The organism is Micromonospora hortensis, assembly GCF_022230935.1.
GTDB lineage: Bacteria > Actinomycetota > Actinomycetes > Mycobacteriales > Micromonosporaceae > Micromonospora > Micromonospora hortensis.
The window spans coordinates 45,678-65,933 of sequence record NZ_JAKKFE010000024.1 but is presented as its reverse complement, the minus strand read 5'-3'; the positions used below and the strand labels follow the sequence as shown (position 1 = coordinate 65,933).

Sequence of the window (20,256 nt, the reverse complement as noted above, 5' to 3'; positions counted from 1 at the left end):
CTCACCGATCATGTCCGAGTCCGAGGTGCGGGCCGCCGTCGAGCGGGAGATGCCCGGCGTCCGGGCCGACCTGGAGCGCCTCGTCCGCATCCCCGGCATCGCCTTCGAGGGCTTCGACCACTCGCACGTGGAACGCTCCGCCGAGGCGGTCGCCGAGCTGCTGCGCGGCTGTGGCCTGGACGTCGACATCGTTCGATCCGGCGGCCAGCCGGCGGTGATCGGCCGTCGGGCCGCCCCGCCCGGCGCGCCCACAGTGCTGCTCTACGCCCACCACGACGTCCAGCCGGTCGGCGACCGGTCGCTGTGGGAGTCCGACCCGTTCGAGCCGGTGGAACGGGACGGCCGGCTCTACGCCCGGGGCGCGGCCGACGACAAGGCCGGCGTGATGGCGCACGTGGCGGCGCTGCGCGCGTACGGTGACGCGCTGCCGGTCGGCGTGGTCCTCTTCATCGAGGGCGAGGAGGAGTACGGCTCCGACTCGCTGGAGCAACTGCTGGCCGAGCACCGCGACGAGATCACCTCGGACGTCATCGTGATCGCCGACTCCGGCAACTGGGACATCGGCGTACCGGCGTTGACCACCTCGCTGCGGGGCATCGTCAACTGCTTCGTCGAGGTGCGCACGCTGGACCACGCGGTGCACAGCGGCATGTTCGGCGGCGCCGTGCCGGACGCGCTCACCGCGTTGGTCCGGCTGTTGGCGACGCTGCACGACGACGCCGGTGACGTGGCAGTGGACGGCCTGGTCGGCCGAGAGGGCGCCACCGTCGACTACCCGGAGGACCGGATCCGGGCCGAGGCGGGGCTCGCCGACGGCGTGCAGTTCATCGGCACCGGCCGAATCACCGACCGGCTCTGGACCAAGCCGGCGCTGGCCATTCTGGGGGTCGACGCGCCGTCCACCGGCGAGGCGCCGAACGCCCTGGTCCCGGCCGCGAAGGCGAAGCTCAGCATTCGCCTCGCCCCGGGCGACGACCCCAAGCGGGCGTACGCGGCGGTGCGCGCGCACCTGGAGCAGCGCGCGCCGTGGGGGGCGCAGGTGACCGTCACCTTCGAACACGACGGCGACCCGTGCGTGATCGACGCGTCCGGGCCGATGTTCGACGCCGCCCGTTCGGCTTTCCGGACCGCCTGGGACGGCACCGACCCGGTGGACATCGGCGTAGGCGGCTCGATTCCGTTCATTGCCACCTTCCAGGAGATGTTCCCGAAGGCGGCGATCCTGGTGACCGGCGTGGAGGACCCGCACGCCCGCGCGCACGGCCCGAACGAGAGTCTGCACCTGGGTGAGTTCGCCCGGGTCTGCCTCGCCGAGGCACTGCTTCTGCGCAACGTGGCGGCCGTGAGCAGTTAGGTGTCAGAACGGCAACTTTGGGCCTGATCTGGGAGTTTACGGCGTGTCGGATGGTCAGCTGTTATAGCCTTTCGTACATGAGTACGAACGAGGTGATGGCCCGGTTGGGGGCCGCTGTCAGCGCGCTGGGAGACGTCGATGTCTCCGCGTGGTCCGAGAACACGCTCAACGAACAGCTCGGTGAGCTCTCCGCCGCACTGGTCGCCCTCGACTCGGTGCTCGCCCGGGTCGCCGGCGAGGTCCGCGCCCGAGGCTTGCGCATCGAGGAGCCCATCTCCGCCTAGGCCCTGATCCGTCGTCCGCGTGAGTGGGCGGCACCCTGCCGACACCGCCCGGGCACGGCAATGCCCGGGCGGTGTCGGAGGTGACTGGCAGGATGAGCTGCGTGCGGTTCCTCGATCTGGCAGCGACCTCTGCCGCCGTCGGCGCCACCAGCGGCCGACGGGCCAAGGTGGAGTTGCTCGCTGACGCGCTGCGCCGGCTCGATCCTGGCGAGGTTGAGCCCGGCGCCGGCTATCTCGCCGGTGAGCTGCGCCAACGGCAGACCGGGGTCGGCTACGCGAGCCTGCGTGACCTGCCGCCGCCGGCCGCCGAGCCGACGTTGACGGTGGCCGCCGTGGACGCGGCCATCGCGCAGATCGCCGCGGTGCACGGCTCGGGCTCACAGGCTCGGCGTCGGGCGCTGCTCGGTGCCCTCTACGCGGCGGCCACTGCCGACGAGCAGAGGCTGCTCACCGGCCTGTTCAGTGGCGAGCTGCGGCAGGGCGCCCAGGCCGGCCTCCTCGCGGACGCGGTGGCCCGGGCCGCCGAGGTGCCGGTGGCGGCGGTCCGCCGGGCACTGCTGCTCGCCGGTGATCTCCGGGCCGTGGCGGTGGCCGCGCTGGCCGGAGGGGCCGCCGAGTTGGCCGGGTTCGGTCTACAGGTCGGCCGCCCGCTGGCGCCGATGCTCGCGCAGAGCGCCCCCACTGTCGACGAGGCGCTCGCCGCGACCGGCACGCCGGCGGTGGTCGACGTGAAGCTCGACGGCATCCGCATCCAGGTGCACCGCTCCGGCACCGACATCGCCGTGTTCACCCGCAGCCTCGACGAGATCACCACCCGGGTGCCCGAGGTGGTCGCCGCGGTCCGTGCTCTGCCGGGCCGGGAGGTGGTCCTCGACGGCGAGGCGATCGGCCTGGACGAGACCGGCCGCCCACTGCCGTTCCAGCAGACGTCGAGCCGGGCCGCCCGACGCACTACCCCCAGCACCACCGGGCGCACACCTGTCGCTCCGGCGGTGCTCGCGGCGGCCGCCAGCACGGGTGCGACGGTGCTCACCCCGTACTTCTTCGACCTGCTGCACCTCGACGGCCAGGATCTGATCGACCTTCCCGGCCGGGACCGATGGGCCGCCCTCGCCGGTTCGGTGGATTCGTCGCTGCTGGTCGGCCGGATGGAGGTCGACGGCCCGGAGCAGGCCGCCGCCGCGTTCGCCGCCGCGCTCGACGCCGGGCAGGAGGGCGTGGTGGTCAAGGCGCCGGACGCCCCCTACGACGCTGGCCGGCGCGGTGCCGCCTGGGTCAAGGTGAAACCGCGGCACACCCTCGACCTGGTGGTGCTCGCCGTCGAGTGGGGCAGCGGCCGACGCAAAGGTTGGCTGTCCAACCTGCATCTGGGTGCGCGTGACGCGCGCACCGGCGACTTCGTGATGCTCGGCAAGACGTTCAAGGGGCTCACCGACGAGCTGCTGCGGTGGCAGACCGAGCGGTTCCTCGGCCTCGCCGTGGAACGCGGCGACTGGGTGGTCCGGGTTCGGCCCGAACAGGTGGTGGAGATCGCCTTCGACGGGGTGCAGACGAGTTCGCGCTACCCCGGTGGGATGGCGCTGCGGTTCGCCCGGGTGGTGCGCTATCGCGACGACAAGTCCGCCGCGGAGGCGGACACCATCGACGCGGTCCGCGCCATCCACGCCGGCCGCGTGAGCGGCTGACCGTGCGAGGTCAGGCAGAAGCGGTCGGCGTCGGCTCGGCGGCGCGGTCCAGCGGAGCCGGGGTGGTGCCGATGCCGGCGGCCCGGCGGGCCTCCCGACGGGCCACCCAGCCATAGCCGAAGAGGGCCATCACCGCGAACAACCACCACTGCACGACGTAGCCGAAGTTCTGCCAGTTGTTGGCGTGCCCGACCGGCACCGCCTTGAACACCGGATCGGCTGCCGGGGTCTGCTCGTCGAGCAGCAGATAGGCACCGTAGACCGGGTAGGGAAGCTCGCCGGCCAGCCGCGACACCCCGATCCGCCGGATCTCCAGCAGCCCGTCGCGTCGGGCCACCGCGCCAGCGCCGCTCTCCGTCTCGTGCACCCGGCCGACCACAGTCACGTCGCCGGTCGGCGCGGCCGGCACCGACGGCTGGGCGGTCGCCCCACCGGGCGCCGGTGGGATCCAGCCCCTGTCCACCAGCAGCGCCGTGCCGTCGGCGAGCACCAGCGGCGTGAGCACCTCGAAACCGACCCGGCTGTCCACCGTCCGGCCACGGACCAGCACGGTGTTCGCGGGGTCGTACCGGCCGGTGACGGTGACCCGGGTCCAGACCTTGTCCGCGGCGGGGGCCGGACCGGCCGTCCCCGCGCCGCCAGCGGGAGCGCGCAGCGCGTCGGCGAGCGGCACGGGAGCCATCCGCTGGCCCGCGTCGATCCGCTCGTTGACCTCGGTGCGCCCCCGGTAACGGTCCAGCTGCCAGTTGCCGAGGAACACCATGACGGCGGCCGCGACCAGGGTCAGCGCGAGAGCGCCCAGCCAGCGTGGGCTCAGCAGGAACCGGTACACGGCACCGAGGCTACTCGTATGACCGGCGCCACTGAGCTGGACCGGGCCGGGACCGGGCCGCGGCCGACGCCCGGGGCACTGCCAGGGCCGGGCCGCCCACCCCGGTTGGCGGTGCTCGCGCCTTCAGCCGGGCGGGTATCGTCACGCCGACGGATCGGCCTCGGTCGTCCCGTCGCGTACCCGCCACCGCTCGCGAGGAGTCGATGATGACCGTCGTGCCGCGCCTGGTGCTCAGCGCGCCGTCCTCCGGGCACGGTAAGAACGCGCTGGCGATCGGGCTGCTCGCCGCCCTGGCCGAGCGAGGGGTCGACGTCGCCGGGTTCAAGCTCGGGCCGGACCACGTCGACGCCGCCTACCTCGGCCTCGCCTCCGGTCGGCCGGGCCGGGTGATCGACCCCCGACTGGTAGGTCTCGATCGGCTCGCCCCACTGGTGGCGCACGGTGCCGCCGGTGCCGGGCTGGCCGTGGTGCAGGGCAGCATGGGGCTGTACGACTCGGTCGGTGGCCGTCCCGAGCAGGAGTCCACCGCCGCCGCGGCCGCCGCGCTGCGCAGCCCGGTGGTGCTCGTTGTCGACGTGGCCGCGATGGGTCAGTCGGTGGCGGCCCTGGTGCACGGTTTCCGCTCCTACGACGAGCAGTTGTGGCTCGGCGGGGTGATCCTCAACCGGGTGGCGTCGTCGCGACACGAGGGGATGCTGCGCGAGGCGTTGGATGACGTGGGGGTGCCCGTCTACGGCGCGCTGCGTCGACAGGACCTGCCCCCGGTGCTGCCGTCGCGACGGCACGGGGTGGCGCCGGTGGTCGACGAGTCGGCCGACGCCGTCCGTGCGGTCCGCCGGCTGGGCGAGGCCGTCGCCGCCACTGTCGACCTGGAACGGCTGCTCGGGCTGGCCCGCTCCGCTCCGCCGCTGCCGGGGCCGGCCTGGTCTCCCGAGGAGGCCCTCGGCACGTTCACACCCCCGGCGAACCGCCCACTGGTGGCGGTGGCCGGTGGGCCGGGCGGCAGCTTCAGTCACCCGGAGACCAGCGAGTTGCTCCGGGCCGCCGGCGCCGAGGTCGTCGTCGTCGACCCGCTGCGCGACGAGGCGCTGCCGGTCGGCACCCGCGCACTGGTCGTCGGCGGCGCGCTACCCGAGGCGTACGCCGAGCAGTTGTCGGCCAACCGGCGGCTCTGCATCGCGGTGGCCGAGTTGGCGCGGACGGGGCGTCCGGTGATCGCCGAGGGCGCCGGGCTGCTCTGGCTGGCCCGGGAACTGGACGGGCTGCCGATGTGCGGTGTCCTGGACGCGGTCGGCGTCAGCCGTGACGGGGTGGTGGCCGGTTACCGGGAGGCGACCGCCCAGACCGACAGTGTGGTCGCCGCCACCGGCACGGTGCTGGTCGGGCACAAGGCACACCGTGCGGTGCTCACCCCCCGCGCTGGTCAGCGCCCGGCCTGGAGTTGGGACGGCGGCGCGCCGGAAGGCTTCGTCTGGCGCAACGTGCACGCCTCGCAGCTCACAGTGCACTGGGCGAGCCATCCGGCGACGGCGGCCCGGTTGGTCGCCGCGGCGGCGGCCGACCCGACGAGCGAGGTGGTACCAGCACAGCCGGGCGAGGTGTCGGTGTGATCGGCCAGGTGGCGGTGCGCCGGTTCCCGACGTTGACCGTCTCCACCCCGCGTACCGAGGTGCGTCAGCTCACGGCGGCCGACGCGGCGGCGGCCGGGGAGATCTTCGCCGACAAGCTGACCCGGCGTTGGCTGCCGCTGCCCGACGACTCCGGCCCGATCGACGGGCTGGCCTGGTGCACCGATCTGGCCCGGCAGCGGCGCGACAGCGGGGAGGGCGACCACTACGCGGTGCTCCGGCGCGAGGACGACCAGGTGGTGGGCTCGCTGTGGACCCGGCGCACCGACTGGGGCGCCCGCCTCACCGAGATCTCCTACGCGATGGCGGCGCACGCGCGGGGCTTCGGCTTCGCCGCCGAGGCGGTCGACGCGGTGGCCATCGCGCTGATCCTGGAGCACGGCTTCCAGCGGGTCGAGCTGCGGGTGGCTCCCGGCAACCTGGCCTCGCGCCGGGTCGCCGAGAAGGGCGGGTTCAGCTACGAGGGCCTGCTGCGCAACGCCGGGTTCGTCAGCGGCGGCCGGGTGGATCTGGAGCTGTGGTCGTTCGTCGCCGCCGACCTGCGCTGAGCGGCGCGCACCGGCCCGTGACCCGTCACCCGACGATGGCGTCCGACGGTGGGGTGAACTGGCGGGTCGGGGTGCCCTTCAGGCCGTCGCGCAGGGTCTCCGAAACCGCCTTGATCGGGATCTGGGACTGCCCGTCACCGACCGCGTTGAACGGGTTGTCCGGGTCGGAGATGAAGCTCGCCGCTGCCAACTCCGGGGTGTAGCCCACGAACCAGGCCGACCGGGTGCTGTCGGTCGTACCGGTCTTGCCGGCCACCGGGCGTCCGACGGTGCCGCGCACGCTGTCGGCGGTGGACCAGCCGCCGCAGCTGCCGCGCGCCGGGGTGTCGCCGGTCGGGCAGCGGGCCGCGTCGGTGGCCGCCCGTGCGGCGTCCGCGCTCACCACCTGCCGGCAGCGCGGCTTGGCCACCTCACGGTGCAGACCGCCCGCTGTGGCGTAGGTGGCGGGTGTGCCGTCCCGGTTCATGATGGCTTGCACGGGGATGGCCTCGCAGTAGCGGCCGTCGGCCGCGATCGCGGCGTACGCGTTCGCCATCTCCAGCGGGGTGGCGTCGGAGACTCCCAGGGTGAACGCGCCCCACTTCTTCGCCTTGTCCGGGGACGCGTGGTCCCGGTCGACGTCGGTGCGCCACCGCAGCCCGAGCTGTTCGGCCAACCGGACCGCCCGGTCCGCGCCGACCTTCTCCTCCAGCCAGACGAAGTACGTGTTCACCGACTTGCCGAAGCCGGACCACATGGTCTGCTGGCCGGACATGGCGCCGCTGGCGTTGGAGGGCGCCCACCCGTCGTAGACCTCGGACCGGTAGCGGTGTGGCGCGTTGAACGAGGTGGAGAGGGGCATCCCCGCGTCGAGCGCGGCCAGCATCGGGAACATCTTGAACGTCGAGCCGGCCTGGTAGCCGGCCAGGTCACCGCCGCCGAGCAGTGGTGCCACAGTGTTCGGGTAGTTGGCCTTCACCTTCGGCCCGGCCTCGGGGTTGGAGCTCTGCGGGTTTTCGGCCAGGTCCAGCGAGTACGTCCGGTTCACCGCCATGGCCTTCACCCGCCCGGTGCCCGGCTCGGAGACCACTATGCCGTTGGCGAACGGGCTGCCGGTGGCTTCCTTGGCGCCGACGTTCTTCTCCGCCGCCTCCTGGATCTTCGGGTCGAGGCTGAGCACGATCCGGTAGCCGCCCCGGCGCAGGTTGTCCATCCGTTCCAGCCGGTTCGCGCCGAACGCGGGCTGCGCGCTCCACCAGTTCTTCAGGTAGTCGCAGGCGAAGCCCCAGCTGTTGTACTTCTCCGCCACCGCGGCGCAGTCGTGCGGTGGGGTGGTCAGCTTGAGCCGGATCGGCTCGGACTTGGCGGCGGCGGCCGAGTCGGGGGAGAGGTAGCCGAGTTGGCTCATCCGGTCCAGCACGTAGTTGCGCCGCCCGGTGGCCTCCTTCTGGTCGGAGTCGGCCGGGTCGTACTCGGAGGGGGACTTGACCAGTCCGGCGAGGGTGGCGGCCTCGACCGGGGTGAGGTCCTTCGGGGTCTTGGAGAAGAAGATCTCGCTGGCCGCGTAGATGCCGTACGCCCGGTGCCCGAAGTACGCCGAGTTCAGGTACCGCTCCATGATCTGTTCCTTGCTCATCTCCTTCTCCAGGTCCAGCGCCATCCGCATTTCCTTGACCTTGCGAATGCTGGTCTGCTGGGTGGCTTCCTGGACCTCCTTGGGCGTGGTCGCGCTGTCCCGCAGGGCCATCCGGACGTACTGCATGGTCAGCGTCGACGCGCCCTGGGAGCCGCCGGAGCGGGCGTTGGAGACGAAGGCCCGGGCCACGCCCTTCGGGTCGACGCCGTGGTGCTGGTAGAAGCGGGAGTCCTCGGCGGCCACGATCGCCTGTTGGATGTTCGGCGACATGTCCGACAGCTTGGTGTACTGCCGGTACTCCTCGTAGAACATGGTCAGCACGGTCTTGCCGTCCGGGCCGTAGACGTACGAGGTCTCGGCGGGCAGGGCGGTCTTCAGCACCCGGGTCTTCTGATCCACGGCGTGCGCGGTGGCCTTCGCGCCGAGCCCGGTGAGGGCGACCAGTGGGTACGCGGCGGCGGCGATCACGATTCCGGCGATCAGTCCGGCGCGGAGGAGAGGGACGAGACGACCAGCGGCAGCAAGGGGTCGGTTGCTCACCTGGTCAAGTTATGACATTTCCGATTCGTACATGAGAAGAACTCTTAAACCGCCGGGTGGTGACGCGGCTTACGCCGACATCGACTGTCCCACCGGCCACCTTCCCGGCAGGATCGCGGACATGTCTGATCAGCCGAGCGCTGTCGCCCCACCCACCGGGGTCGAGCCGGACCTCGCTCACCACGGCGACGCGGAGGCCACCGCCGGCCTGATCGACCTCGCCGTCAACGTTCGGCGGGCGCGGCCTCCCGACTGGCTGGCCCACCCGATCGCGGCCACCCTGACCGACCTGGCCCGCTATCCGGACCCGGCGCCGGCCCGGGCGGCGGTCGCCGCCCGACACCGCCGTCACCCGAACGAGGTGCTGCTCACCGCCGGCGCCGCCGAGGGTTTCGTGCTGATCGCCCAGGCGCTGCGCGGCGTGCACCGCCCCGTGGTGGTACACCCCCAGTTCACCGAGCCGGAGGCGGCGCTGCGGGCCGCCGGACACCCGGTCGAGCGGGTGCTGCTCGACGCCGCCGACGACTTCCGGCTCGACCCGTCCCGGGTGCCCGCCGACGCCGACCTCGTGATGATCGGCAACCCGACGAACCCGACCTCGGTGCTGCACCCCGCCCAGACGGTGGCCGCGCTGGCCCGCCCCGGCCGGGTGCTGGTGGTCGACGAGGCGTTCGCCGACACCACCATCGCCGCCGGGCGCCCCGGCGAACCGGAGTCGCTGGCCGAACGCCGCGATCTGCCCGGCCTGCTCGTGGTGCGCAGCCTCACCAAGACGTGGGGCCTGGCCGGCCTGCGGATCGGCTACCTGCTGGGCGCCGCGGAGCTGCTGTCCCGGCTGGCCGCCGTCCAGCCGCTCTGGGCCGTCTCCACGCCCGCGCTGGCGGCCGCGTCGGCCTGCGCCAGCGCCGTCGCGGTCGACGCCGAACGCGCGATCGCCGCCGACCTCGCCGCCGACCGCGACCACCTGGTAGCGCGCCTCGCCGAACTGCCCGGTGTACGCGTCGTCGGCCGTCCCGCCAGCGCGTTCGTCCTGCTGCGCCTGCCGGGCGCGACAGCGATCCGGGCCGCCCTGCGCGAGCGCGGCTGGGCGGTGCGCCGAGGCGACACGTTCCCCGGCCTCGGCCCGGACTGGCTGCGGGTGGCCGTACGCGACCGAAACACCACCGACGCGTTCATCGACGTGCTGCGCGAGACCATGGAGGCATGATGCTGGAGACCACGATCGCGGCGATCCGCGCGGCGGACGAGGCGGCCATGGCCGCCGCCCGCGAGTTGCACGGCCGGCTGACCAAGCCGGCGGGCTCGCTGGGTGCGCTGGAGGAGCTCTCGGTACGGCTCGCCGGCCTGGCCGGAGTCTGCCCACCACCGCTGCCCGAACCGGCCGCGGTGGCGATCTTCGCCGGCGACCACGGGGTGCACGCCCAGGGAGTCAGTCCCTGGCCGCAGGAGGTCACCGCGCAGATGATCGGCAACTTCTTGGCCGGCGGAGCGGTGGTCAACGCGTTCGCCCGGCAGGCCGGCGCCTCGGTCACCGTCGTCGACGTCGGCGTGGCCACCCCGCTGCCCACCGACCCGGCGGTGCTCGACCCGACGGCCCTCGACCCGGCGGTGCTCGACCCGGCCGTGCCCCGACTGGTTGTCGCGTCCGTCCGCCGGGGCACCCGCGACCTCACTGTGACCACAGCGCTGACCCGGGACGAGGCGCTGGCGGCGGTGCGGACCGGCATCCGGATCGCCGACGAGCTGATCGACGCCGGCGCCGGCATCCTGCTCACCGGGGACATGGGCATCGGCAACACCACCCCGGCCGCAGTGCTCATCGCCGCGTTCACCGGCGAAGACCCGCTCGACACCACAGGCCGGGGCACCGGGGTCGACGACCCGACGTACGCGCGCAAGGTGGCTGTGGTGCGGGCCGCGCTGGCCCGGCACACCCCCGACCCGACCGACCCGCTCGGGGTGCTGGCCGCCGTCGGTGGGCTGGAGCACGCCGCCCTGACCGGGCTGATCCTGGGGGCCGCAGCGCGCCGTACGCCGGTGCTGCTGGACGGTGTGATCGCCGTCTCGGCCGCGCTCGCCGCCGCCGCGTTCGCCCCGGACGCGGTCTGCGCCATGGTCGCCGGCCACCGCTCTGCCGAGCCCGGTGCCACTGTCGCGCTGCGCCACCTCGGCCTCGACCCGCTGATCGACCTGGGGCTGCGCCTCGGCGAGGGCACCGGCGCGCTGCTGGCGTTGCCAGTGGTCACCGGCGCGGTCCGGGTGCTGCACGAGGTGGCCACCTTCGACTCCGCAGGGGTGGCCGAGAAGTGAGCACCCGCGACGAAGAAGCCGTCCGCCTCGGTGGTGCGGCGTGACCTCCAATCCGTACCCCCTGGGTTTGCGGCTGCACGGGCGGCGGGTGGTAGTGGTGGGTGGCGGCGCTGTCGCCACCCGGCGCGTACCCGCGCTGCTGGACGCCGGTGCGGACGTCCTGCTGGTGGCCCCGGAGCTGACTCCGGCGCTGCGCGCGCGGGTCGACGCGGGTCGGCTGCACTGGGTGCCGCGCCGGTTCGCGCCCGAGGACCTGGACGGCGCGTGGCTGGTCCACGTGGCGATCGACGACCCGATCGCGGCGGCTTCGGTGAGCGCCGTCGCCGCCGAGCGGCGGATCTTCTGTGTCCGGGCCGACGACCGGACGGCCGCCACCGCCTGGACCCCGGCGGTGACCCGGCACGGCCCGGTCACCGTGGCGGTGTTCGGAGGCGGCGACCCGCGCCGGGCGATGACCGTCCGCGACGCCATCCGTGACCTCCTGGCGGTCCGCCTGGCTCCGGGCGGGATCGCTGGCCGGCCCGACCCTTCGACGGGGATGACCGGTGGGCGGCAGGCCGGGCGGGTGGCGCTGGTTGGGGCGGGGCCGGGTGACCCGGAGCTGATCACCGTGAAGGGTTGGCGGCTGCTCACCGAGGCCGACGTGGTGGTCGCCGACCGGCTGGTGCCCGGGCTGCTCCTCGACGAGTTGCGCCCGGACGTCGAGCTGGTGGACGCCTCGAAGATCCCTTACGGCCCGTCCCGGGCCCAGGAGGAGATCAACCAGATTCTGGTCGACCGGGCCCTGGCCGGCGCCGTCGTGGTGCGGCTCAAGGGCGGTGACCCGTACGTCTTCGGCCGCGGCGGCGAGGAGTTGCTGGCCTGCGCGGCTGCCGGCGTGCCGGTGACAGTGGTGCCCGGGGTGACCAGCTCGATCGCCGCGCCGGCAGCGGCTGGCATCCCGGTCACCCATCGGGGGGTGGCGCACGAGTTCACTGTGGTCTCCGGGCACCTGGCACCCGACGCTCCGGCTTCGCTGGTGCGCTGGGACGCCCTCGCCGGTCTGCACGGCACCCTGGTGATCCTGATGGGGTTGAAGAACCTCGCCGCCATCACGGCCACCCTGATCGCCCATGGCCGGTCGCCGCAGACGCCGGCCGCCGTCGTCCAGGAAGCCACGACGGGCACCCAGCGGGTGCTGCGGTCCACGCTGGGCGAGGTGGCCGCCGACCTGCGTGCCGCCGACCTACGCCCACCTGCCGTCGTCGTGGTGGGCGACGTGGTGGGCGCCCTCGACGGCTGACAGCCGACCGGACGCGGGAGGGTGCTGGCAGGGTAGATCTTGGACAGTTTCCGTTACGCGGCGCTAACGGAAACTGTCCAAGATTGCCAGCTGCGGCGGATGTCGGTGGCTGTCGACACAATGTCGCCCATGCTCACCGTGAAGGATCCGCACGAGACGTGGCGAACGGAACTGCTCACACCCGTCGCGCTGGTGTGCGGGAGTCCCGGCCTGACCAGCACCTTCGAGGACCTTCCCTCGCGATGGCGCGATGCTCCGGTCCGGACCCTGAGGTGCGCGGAAGCGGACGGCTCCTGGGCCGTCCTGGTAACTGTGGTCCGTGGCTATCGCCAGCAGGCGGGCGACTCGCTCGTCGGCAACGAGTTCGGCCGTGACCCGCACACCGCCTACGACCTGGGCTCGCCCGGCGACCTGGTGTACGAACTGCAGGTGACCGAGGACGACGGGTCCGACGAGCCCGAGCTGCTGGCGTTCCGGCTCTTCGGCGACCCGCAGGCGGCCGGGGCGGAGGTGCTGCGGTGGGCCGGGAGGAAGGCGGCGTGCTCGGTCAGCCCGTCGGTCGAGCGGGCCGAGGCACGACAGCGCCGAGACCGTCGACAGTTCGACAACCGCCAGGCCAGCGCGGCATCGCCACCGGTCCGGTTCGGCGCGGTGTCGGACGAGGCCGCCGCCGACCTCGATGCCCTCGACCTGTCCGCGTTGTGCTGGCACTTCCCGCGCGGGAACACCGGCGCCTACCTGCGGTCGGCGGTGGTCGCACTGGCCGGCTACGGCGAGCAGCGGCCGCACCTGCGGGGCCGGTGGCTCACCGCACGGGTCGAGGGCGAGGAGTTGGTCATCGGCATCGACGACCTGATCCCGGCCAACCAGCGGCACCGCTGGGACAACGCCCGCTGGTTGTGGGACCGCCGAGCGGCGAACACCCCGGCAGGGCTTCGCTGGCAGGTCGATCGGGTCGAGCAGGCTGCCCCCGCGGTCGCGGCCGTCCGCCGTGGCGCGTTGCCCGAGGCGTTGCTCAACGCCGGGGTGGAGACGGACCCGGAACTCGACGCGTTGCTGACCGGGGTGCCGTACCGGCTCTCCGACGCCGAACTCACACCGACCTGGGTGGCCAACCTGTACCGCGGTCTCGCCGACCTCGCGCCCTGGCGGCTGGACGCGGCGTACCGAGGGTGGCGTGACGCCCGACAGGCACAGGGGCTTCCGGTCCGGGACCCGGTTGTCCTGTTCGGCCTCGGCGGCGTCGGCGCGGCCCGCAAACCGAAGCTCGCGCTCGACCACACCGGCGACGCCCCACTCCTGTGCCTGGTCCACACCGGCAGCAGCGCGGTGCTGCCGTACGCGCACTGGACGGTGCCCGCCGACCTCGCCGCCCACCTGCACGGGTGGCAACCGAGCCTGCCGTACCCGCGCTGACCGACGGGGCCGGAGCGCAAGCGCTCCGGCCCCGTCACACAGACGGCGAACTACTGCTTGAGCATGTTGTCCAAGAGCAGGGCGCAGCGGATCAGGCCGAGGTGGCTGTACGCCTGCGGGTGGTTGCCCAGGCCGCGCTCGGCGAGCGGGTCGTACTGCTCGGGGAGCAGCCCGGTCGGGCCGGCGGTCAGCACCATCTGCGCGAACAGCTCCTCGGCGTCGGTGCGGCGGCCGGTGCGCAGGTACGCCTCGATCAGCCACGCCGTGCAGATGTGGAAGCCGCCCTCACGGCCGGGCAGGCCGTCGTCCCAGTGGTAGCGGTAGACGACCGGGCCGCTGCGCAGGTCCGCCTCGATCCGCAGGACGGTGGACAGGAAGCGCGGGTCGTCGCCCGGGAGTAGGCCGGAGAGGCCGATCCAGAGCGACGAGGCGTCCATGTCCTCGTCCCCGTACGCGACGCTGTACGCCTCGACGTCGGAGTGCCAGCCGTGCTCCAGCACGTTGGCGCCGATCCGGTCGCGCAGGTCCTTCCACTCGGGCCGGTCCTCGCCGCCGTGCTCGCGCATCACGTGCAGGGCGCGGTCGACTGTCATCCAGCACATCACCTTGGAGAAGACGTGGTGCCGGGGTGGCAGCCGTGCTTCCCAGATGCCGTGGTCGGGCTCGTGCCAGCGGCGGCGGACCGCCTCGACCATGTTCTCCAGGACCCGCCACTCGTCGTCACGGACCGAACCGCGAGCGTCGGCGACGGCCGCGATCAGGTCGGCGATCGGGCCGAAGACGTCCAGCTGCAACTGGTGGTTGGCGAGGTTGCCGACCCGGACCGGCCGGGAGCCGGCGTACCCGGGCAGCGTGTCGATGACCGCCTCGGCGCCCAACTCGTAGCCGTCGATGGTGTAGAGCGGGTGCAGTCGTTCCGGGTGCCCGCCGGTGCGCTCGATGCAGCCGTCCACCCAGCGCAGCAGCGCCTCTGCCTCCTCGACGGAGCCCAGGTCGACAAGTGCGCGGGCGGTCAGCGCGGCGTCGCGCAGCCAGCAGTAGCGGTAGTCCCAGTTGCGGACGCCGCCCAACTCCTCGGGGAGCGAGGTGGTCGCCGCGGCCAGGATCGAGCCGGTGGCTTCGTGGCAGAGCCCGCGCAGGGTGAGGGCGCTGCGCGCGACCAGGTCCCGGGCGGTGGACGGCAGCCGCAGCGAGGCCACCCAGTCCTTCCACGGCTGCTCGGCGGCGGCCTGCCGCTCGTGGATCGGCACCCGGTGGTGCTCCAGGCTGTGCGTGCCGAAGCGCAGCTCCAGCACTACCTGCCCACCGGCGGCGGAGAGGTCGACGATCGCCTTGGCGGTCTCGTACCCCCCGTCGTTGCCGACCTCCCACTCCACACCGGGGGCGTAGAGCGCGACCGGCTCGTTGGAGCCGAGCACCAGCAGACCGTCGCCGATCGGCTGCAACTGCACGGCGACCTGGCCGAACTCCGGCCTCGGCGCGAACTCCACCTTGACCTTGCCGCTGCCGGTCAGCACCCGGACCAGTGTCGAGTCGCCGGTGATGACCGCCGGGCTGTCGTCCGGGGTGGTCTCCCGGGCCGGCTTGTCCAGCCAGTCGGTGACGGTGAGCCCGGACCAGCGAGTCTCCACGGTCATCGTGCCGGAGCGGTAGCGCTGGCCCAGCGGGATGCCGCCACGTTCCGGGGCGATGCTGAAGTGGCCGGCCGGGCTGCCACCGACCAGGTCGGCGAAGATCGCCGCCGAGTCCGGCTTGGGGTGGCAGAGCCAGCTCACCTTGGCCTCGGGGGTGAGCAGAGCGACGGTACGACCGTTGGCCAGCATGGAGTGCCGTTCGATCGGCACCGCCCGCTCACCGAACAGCCAGTGCCGCCGGGTCTCCAGCAGCAGCGCCAGCGCGCGGGCGGCCTCCAGCGGGTCGGCCACCCGGTAGCTGGCCTGGGTGTCGCCGGGGCCGATCTTGATGCCGAGGTCGGGACCGTGCAGGTGGCCGAAGCCGTTCTCGTCGGTGATGTCGTCGCCGATGAACAGCACCGCGCTGGAGGCGAGCTGGGTCCGCAACTGGTCGAGTGCGGTGCCCTTGTGGGTGGCCACCACGGAGAGTTCGATGACCTCCTTGCCCTGGGTCACCGTGACGCCGTCGAAGGTGGCCGGACCGTTGCGGACCGCCTCGATGGCGGCGGCGGCGATCTGCGGGTCGACCCCACGGGTGTGCATCGCGACGCTCGCCGGTTTGCGTTCCAGCCGGATGCCCGGGTGCTGGGCCGCGATCTCACGCAGCGCGTTGCGGACCTGGGTCCGTACGGCTACCAACTCGGGGGAGAGCCGCTCGACGAAGCCGATGTCGAACTCGGATCCGTGGCTGCCGACGAGGTGCACCTCGCTCGGCAGCCGCGAGAGCGCGGCCAGGTCGCGCAGCGCCCGACCGGAAACCACCGCCACTGTGGTCTGCGGTAGCGCGGCGAGCGCGCGGACCGCGGCGACCGACTCGGGCAGTGGGACGGCTGTGCTCGGGTCTTCCACGATCGGCGCCAGCGTGCCGTCATAGTCGCAGGCGACCAGGAGCTGGGGGACCCGGGCGATCCGGCCTATGGCGGAACGCAGCTCAGGGTCCATGACCCCGGTGGCGTTTGCCGCCCCATCGTTGACGGACGTGTTCACTCGGCCTCCGCCTCGGGAACTCCGAGCTCCGAGAGGAAAGACTTGGCCCAGTGGCCCACGTCGTGGGTACGCAGGTGACGTTGCATTGTCCGCATCCGGCGGCGTGCCTCGGTTTTCTCCACGTGCACTGCCCGGAGGAGGGCGTCCTTGACCGCGTCCGGGTCGTGCGGGTTACACAAAAATGCCTGGCGAAGCTCGGTGGCGGCGCCGGCGAACTCACTGAGTACGAGCGCGCCACCCTGGTCGGCACGTGATGCTACGTATTCCTTCGCCACGAGGTTCATTCCGTCTCGCAGCGGGGTCACCATCATCACGTCGGCAGCAACGTACATCGCTGCCAGCTCAGTGCGACTGTACGACTGATGGAGGTAATGGACCGCCGGCACGCCGACCCTGCCGAACTCGCCGTTGATCCGACCGACCTCGCGCTCCACCTTCACCCGTAGTGCCTGGTAGTGCTCCACGCGCTCACGGCTGGGTGTCGCGACCTGAACCATGACCGCGTCGGGAACTGTCAACTTTCCGTCAGCCAGCAGCTCCCGGAAGGCCTTGAGCCGCAACTCGATGCCCTTTGTGTAATCCAGCCGGTCCACGCCCAGGATTATCGTCTTCGGGTCGCCCAGCTCGGCGCGAATCTGCTTGGCCCGGGCCTGGATCGCCGGGTCGGCGGCCATCCGTTCCATTTCCTGGGTGTCGATCGAGATGGGGAAGGCGCCCGCCTTCACCTGCCGACCGTCGACCTGGATCATCTGACCCTCGTAGCGCAGCCCGAGCAGGTGCCGGGCCAGCCGGACGAAGTTCTGCGCGGCCAGCCGCTGCTGGAAACCGACCAGATCGGCGCCGAGCAGACCGCGCAGGATCTCGGTACGGAACGGCATCTGCATGAACAGCTCGATCGGCGGGAACGGGATGTGCAGGAAGAACCCGATCCGCAGGTCCGGGCGGAGCTCACGGAGCATCGCCGGCACCAACTGGAGCTGGTAGTCCTGCACCCAGACCGTCGCGCCCTCGGCCGCCACGTCGGCTGCGGCCTCCGCGAACCGGGCGTTGACCAGGCGGTACGCCTCCCGCCACCGGCGCTTGTAGGCCGGCGTCTCCACCGCGTCGTGGTAGAGCGGCCAGATCGTCGCGTTGGACTGGCCCTCGTAGTAGCGCTCCAACTCCTCGGCGCTGAGCGGGACCGGGTGCAGCCGGATCCCCTCCAGGTCGAACGGCTCGGGGGCGGCGCCGGTGCCACCGGCCCAGCCGACCCAGGTGCCCTTGTGTTCGGCGAGTACGGGATGCAGGGCGGTGACCAGCCCGCCAGGGCTGCGTCGCCACTGCCGGCCCTCGGGTGTGCTCACCTCGTCGACCGGCAGACGGTTCGCCACTACGACAAAGGAGCTACGGACGGTCACGATCGGCCACCTCCGGGTACTGACGGGTCCACCGCGATGAGCGTACTGAGCGTAGCTGCGGCGTCTTGTGCCCCGTGCCGGAGTCTCCTACCCGCCTCGGTGCGACCGAATCCTAGAGGTGATCTTGTCGACAGCCCGCGGGTCGGAGGTCGATGATCGGCCATTCCTTGGGCAGCACCTCGCCGAGCAGCTCCCGCCGGTCCGTCATGATCGGCACGAGGGGGTGGGCGGCGGCGTCCATCGCCAACTGAGCTAGGTCCGTGTGTCCGGCCATCCGGCGCGACCATCCGCCGAGAAACGAGCACATGTTCGGCTCGACAGGTGTTACCCGGATGTGCGGCAACGCGGCGAGCACTTCGAGCATCTCCCACTGATCGGGAGTGGCCTCCTGGTGCGCACGGACGAGGCAGAGTGCCGGCACCAGCACGTGCACGCCATAGTCGGCGGCTTCCGCGATGCGGTGTCCGACATCCCGTTCGGACGAGGAATATGCCAGCAGGGCGGTCGCATCCAGCGCCAAGCCGTAGCCCGTCACCGGGTGGCTCTCGCGCGTGCCGCCAAGACCTCCGCCTGGAGCTGGGCTGCCTGTTCGCGCAGTTCGGGCGTGATGCTCGCCCGCAACTGCTCCATCTCGGCGTGTACCCGCGCGACGCCCTCGTCGGTGATCTCAAAACCCACCCGCCGGAGGATCTCCCGCGTCTTCTCCCCGGCCACCCTCCGGCGCAGAGACTCAGCGACATAGGCGGAGGCGTTCGGCTCGTCGGCCAGCCTGTCGGCAAGCTCATCGGGCAGGCTGATGGTGATCTTCTTGGTCATACCGAAACCGTAATTTGCCTTACCGGCTCTGGCAAGGAGGCGCGCTCGCGTACCCCTGGGGCGGGGTGATGTGGGCGAAGCGCGCCGTACCTGTCAGGATTGACGATGGCGTGCGCGCGGCCGGCTACCGGCCGGCGGCGGCGGGCGGTCCTCGCAGCCCGCGCCGCGCCGCCGATCAGCGACAGCAACCGACGGAGGTAGCCCGCACCGTGGCCCAGTACATCTACGTCCTGGAAAAGGCGCGCAAGGCGCACGGCGACAAGGTCGTGCTCGACAACGTCACGTTGAGCTTCCTGCCGGGAGCCAAGATCGGTGTGCTCGGTCCGAACGGCGCCGGTAAGTCCAGCCTCCTCAAGATCATGGCAGGGCTGGACAAGCCGAGCAACGGCGAGGCCCGACTCATGCCCGGCTACACGGTCGGCATGCTCGCCCAGGAGCCCCCGCTCAACGAGGCCAAGACCGTGCTCGGCAACGTCGAGGAGGCGGTCGCCGAGACCAAGGCCAAGCTGGAGCGGTTCAACAAGATCGCTGAGCAGATGGCCACCGACTACTCCGACGAGCTGATGGAGGAGATGGGCAAGCTCCAGGAGGAGCTTGATCACCTCGACGCCTGGGACATCGACTCCAAGCTCGAACTGGCCATGGACGCGCTGCGCTGCCCGCCGCCGGACGCCGACGTGACCCAACTCTCCGGTGGTGAGCGTCGCCGGGTCGCGCTCTGCAAGCTGCTGCTGGAGGCGCCCGACCTGCTGCTGCTCGACGAGCCCACCAACCACCTGGACGCGGAGAGCGTCTCCTGGCTGGAGCAGCACCTCGCCAAGTACGCCGGCACCGTCATGGCGATCACCCACGACCGGTACTTCCTCGACAACGTGGCCGGCTGGATCCTGGAGCTGGACCGCGGCCGGGCGATCGGGTACGAGGGCAACTACTCCACCTACCTGGAGAAGAAGGCCGCCCGGCTGGCCGTCGAGGGCCGCCGCGACGCCAAGATGAAGAAGCGCCTCACCGAGGAGCTGGAGTGGGTCCGCTCCAACGCCAAGGCCCGGCAGACCAAGTCCAAGGCCCGCCTGGACCGGTACGACGAGATGGCGAACGAGGCGGAGAAGACCCGCAAGCTCGACTTCGAGGAGATCCAGATCCCGCCGGGCCCGCGCCTGGGCAGCACGGTGATCGAGGCGGTCGACCTCAGCAAGGGCTTCGGTGACCGGCTGCTGATCGACAACCTGTCGTTCTCGCTGCCGCGCAACGGCATCGTCGGCATCATCGGCCCCAACGGCGTCGGCAAGACCACCCTGTTCAAGACCATCGTCGGGCTGGAGGAGCCGACCGGCGGTCAGGTCCGGGTCGGTCCCACCGTCTCGCTGTCGTACGTCGACCAGAACCGTGAGGGCCTCAACGGCGACAAGACCGTCTGGGAGGTCGTCTCCGACGGGCTGGACTACCTGATGGTGGGCAAGGTCGAGATGCCGTCGCGGGCCTACATCGCCGCGTTCGGCTTCAAGGGACCGGACCAGCAGAAGCCGACGAAGGTGCTCTCCGGCGGTGAGCGCAACCGGCTCAACCTGGCGCTGACCCTGAAGATCGGCGGCAACGTCATCCTGCTCGACGAGCCGACGAACGACCTGGACGTGGAGACGCTGTCCAGCCTGGAGAACGCGCTACTGGAGTTCCCCGGCTGCGCCGTGGTCATCTCGCACGACCGGATGTTCCTGGACCGCGTCGCCACGCACATCCTGGCCTGGGAGGGCGACGACCAGGACCCGTCCCGGTGGTTCTGGTTCGAGGGCAACTTCGAGGCGTACGAGAAGAACAAGATCGACCGCCTCGGCGCGGAGGCTGCCCGGCCGCACCGGGTGACCTACCGCAAGCTGACCCGCGACTGACCG

The 20,256-nt window shown here is 72.0% G+C and carries 16 protein-coding genes; 10 read left to right on the top strand and 6 right to left on the bottom strand.

Translation table 11 applies throughout. The features are described 5' to 3' along the window. Positions 1-10 precede the first annotated feature (10 nt). The 3 genes from NIE111_RS17850 (at position 11) to NIE111_RS17840 (ending at position 3,323) form a co-directional block, all read left to right on the top strand. On the top strand, positions 11-1,354 hold the full coding sequence (locus NIE111_RS17850; RefSeq protein WP_238685507.1) for a dipeptidase: 1,344 nt from the start codon (positions 11-13) through the stop codon (positions 1,352-1,354). A 77-nt stretch (positions 1,355-1,431) separates the two neighbouring features. Continuing rightward, positions 1,432-1,638 carry a hypothetical protein gene (locus tag NIE111_RS17845; protein ID WP_238685469.1) on the top strand — a complete coding sequence of 69 codons (207 nt, stop codon included), beginning with the start codon at positions 1,432-1,434 and terminating at the stop codon, positions 1,636-1,638. 92 nt (positions 1,639-1,730) lie between these two features. Continuing rightward, positions 1,731-3,323 carry an ATP-dependent DNA ligase gene (locus NIE111_RS17840; RefSeq protein ID WP_238685468.1) on the top strand — a complete coding sequence of 531 codons (1,593 nt, stop codon included), beginning with the start codon at positions 1,731-1,733 and terminating at the stop codon, positions 3,321-3,323. A gap of 10 nt (positions 3,324-3,333) precedes the next feature. On the opposite strand, the gene NIE111_RS17835 is transcribed toward NIE111_RS17840, so the two are convergent. Continuing rightward, positions 3,334-4,155, bottom strand: a complete 822-nt coding sequence (locus NIE111_RS17835; RefSeq protein ID WP_238685467.1) for an SURF1 family cytochrome oxidase biogenesis protein — start codon at positions 4,153-4,155, stop codon at positions 3,334-3,336. A gap of 206 nt (positions 4,156-4,361) precedes the next feature. On the opposite strand from NIE111_RS17835, the gene NIE111_RS17830 reads away from it, so the two are divergent. Further along, entirely contained in the window at positions 4,362-5,765 is a 1,404-nt protein-coding gene (locus tag NIE111_RS17830; RefSeq protein WP_238685466.1) for a cobyrinic acid a,c-diamide synthase CobB, read from the top strand. Next, positions 5,762-6,331 carry a GNAT family N-acetyltransferase gene (locus NIE111_RS17825; protein WP_238685465.1) on the top strand — a complete coding sequence of 190 codons (570 nt, stop codon included), beginning with the start codon at positions 5,762-5,764 and terminating at the stop codon, positions 6,329-6,331. Before NIE111_RS17830 ends, NIE111_RS17825 begins: the two co-directional genes overlap by 4 nt. Before the next feature lie 25 nt (positions 6,332-6,356). Here the strand turns inward: NIE111_RS17825 and NIE111_RS17820 are convergent, their stop codons facing one another. Next, the gene (locus NIE111_RS17820) at positions 6,357-8,486 is read right to left on the bottom strand and encodes a transglycosylase domain-containing protein (protein WP_238685464.1); all 2,130 of its coding nucleotides are present in this window, start codon (positions 8,484-8,486) and stop codon (positions 6,357-6,359) included. A 121-nt stretch (positions 8,487-8,607) separates the two neighbouring features. Between NIE111_RS17820 and cobC the strand changes: the two genes are divergently transcribed. The 4 genes from cobC to NIE111_RS17800 all read left to right on the top strand — a co-directional run bounded on the left by cobC (position 8,608) and on the right by NIE111_RS17800 (position 13,494). Further along, positions 8,608-9,693: an Rv2231c family histidinol phosphate aminotransferase CobC gene (gene cobC / locus NIE111_RS17815; protein ID WP_238685463.1), complete on the top strand. Its 1,086-nt coding sequence runs from the start codon at positions 8,608-8,610 to the stop codon at positions 9,691-9,693. Further along, the gene (gene cobT, locus NIE111_RS17810; protein WP_238685506.1) at positions 9,693-10,796 is read left to right on the top strand and encodes a nicotinate-nucleotide--dimethylbenzimidazole phosphoribosyltransferase; all 1,104 of its coding nucleotides are present in this window, start codon (positions 9,693-9,695) and stop codon (positions 10,794-10,796) included. The genes cobC and cobT overlap by 1 nt, the downstream gene beginning before the upstream one ends. Positions 10,797-10,836: 40 nt before the next feature. Continuing rightward, the gene (gene cobA, locus NIE111_RS17805) at positions 10,837-12,078 is read left to right on the top strand and encodes a uroporphyrinogen-III C-methyltransferase (RefSeq protein WP_238685462.1); all 1,242 of its coding nucleotides are present in this window, start codon (positions 10,837-10,839) and stop codon (positions 12,076-12,078) included. 129 nt (positions 12,079-12,207) lie between these two features. Beyond that, positions 12,208-13,494 carry a hypothetical protein gene (locus NIE111_RS17800; protein WP_238685461.1) on the top strand — a complete coding sequence of 429 codons (1,287 nt, stop codon included), beginning with the start codon at positions 12,208-12,210 and terminating at the stop codon, positions 13,492-13,494. Between the two features lie 50 nt (positions 13,495-13,544). Here NIE111_RS17800 and otsB read toward each other — a convergent pair whose 3' ends face one another. The 4 genes from otsB to NIE111_RS17780 form a co-directional block, all read right to left on the bottom strand. Next, on the bottom strand, positions 13,545-16,109 hold the full coding sequence (gene otsB, locus NIE111_RS17795; RefSeq protein ID WP_238685505.1) for a trehalose-phosphatase: 2,565 nt from the start codon (positions 16,107-16,109) through the stop codon (positions 13,545-13,547). 41 nt (positions 16,110-16,150) lie between these two features. Continuing rightward, a complete protein-coding gene (locus NIE111_RS17790; protein ID WP_124817234.1) occupies positions 16,151-17,551 on the bottom strand; it encodes an alpha,alpha-trehalose-phosphate synthase (UDP-forming) in 1,401 nt (466 codons plus the stop codon). Positions 17,552-17,663: 112 nt separating this feature from the next. Continuing rightward, the gene (locus NIE111_RS17785) at positions 17,664-18,086 is read right to left on the bottom strand and encodes a hypothetical protein (RefSeq protein WP_238685460.1); all 423 of its coding nucleotides are present in this window, start codon (positions 18,084-18,086) and stop codon (positions 17,664-17,666) included. Further along, complete coding sequence (locus NIE111_RS17780) at positions 18,083-18,367, bottom strand: hypothetical protein (protein ID WP_238685459.1); 285 nt, start codon at positions 18,365-18,367, stop codon at positions 18,083-18,085. Before NIE111_RS17780 ends, NIE111_RS17785 begins: the two co-directional genes overlap by 4 nt. 209 nt (positions 18,368-18,576) lie before the next feature. Here NIE111_RS17780 and ettA point away from each other — a divergent pair, with 209 nt between their 5' ends. After that, the gene (ettA, locus tag NIE111_RS17775) at positions 18,577-20,253 is read left to right on the top strand and encodes an energy-dependent translational throttle protein EttA (RefSeq protein ID WP_238685504.1); all 1,677 of its coding nucleotides are present in this window, start codon (positions 18,577-18,579) and stop codon (positions 20,251-20,253) included. Positions 20,254-20,256: the final 3 nt, after the last annotated feature.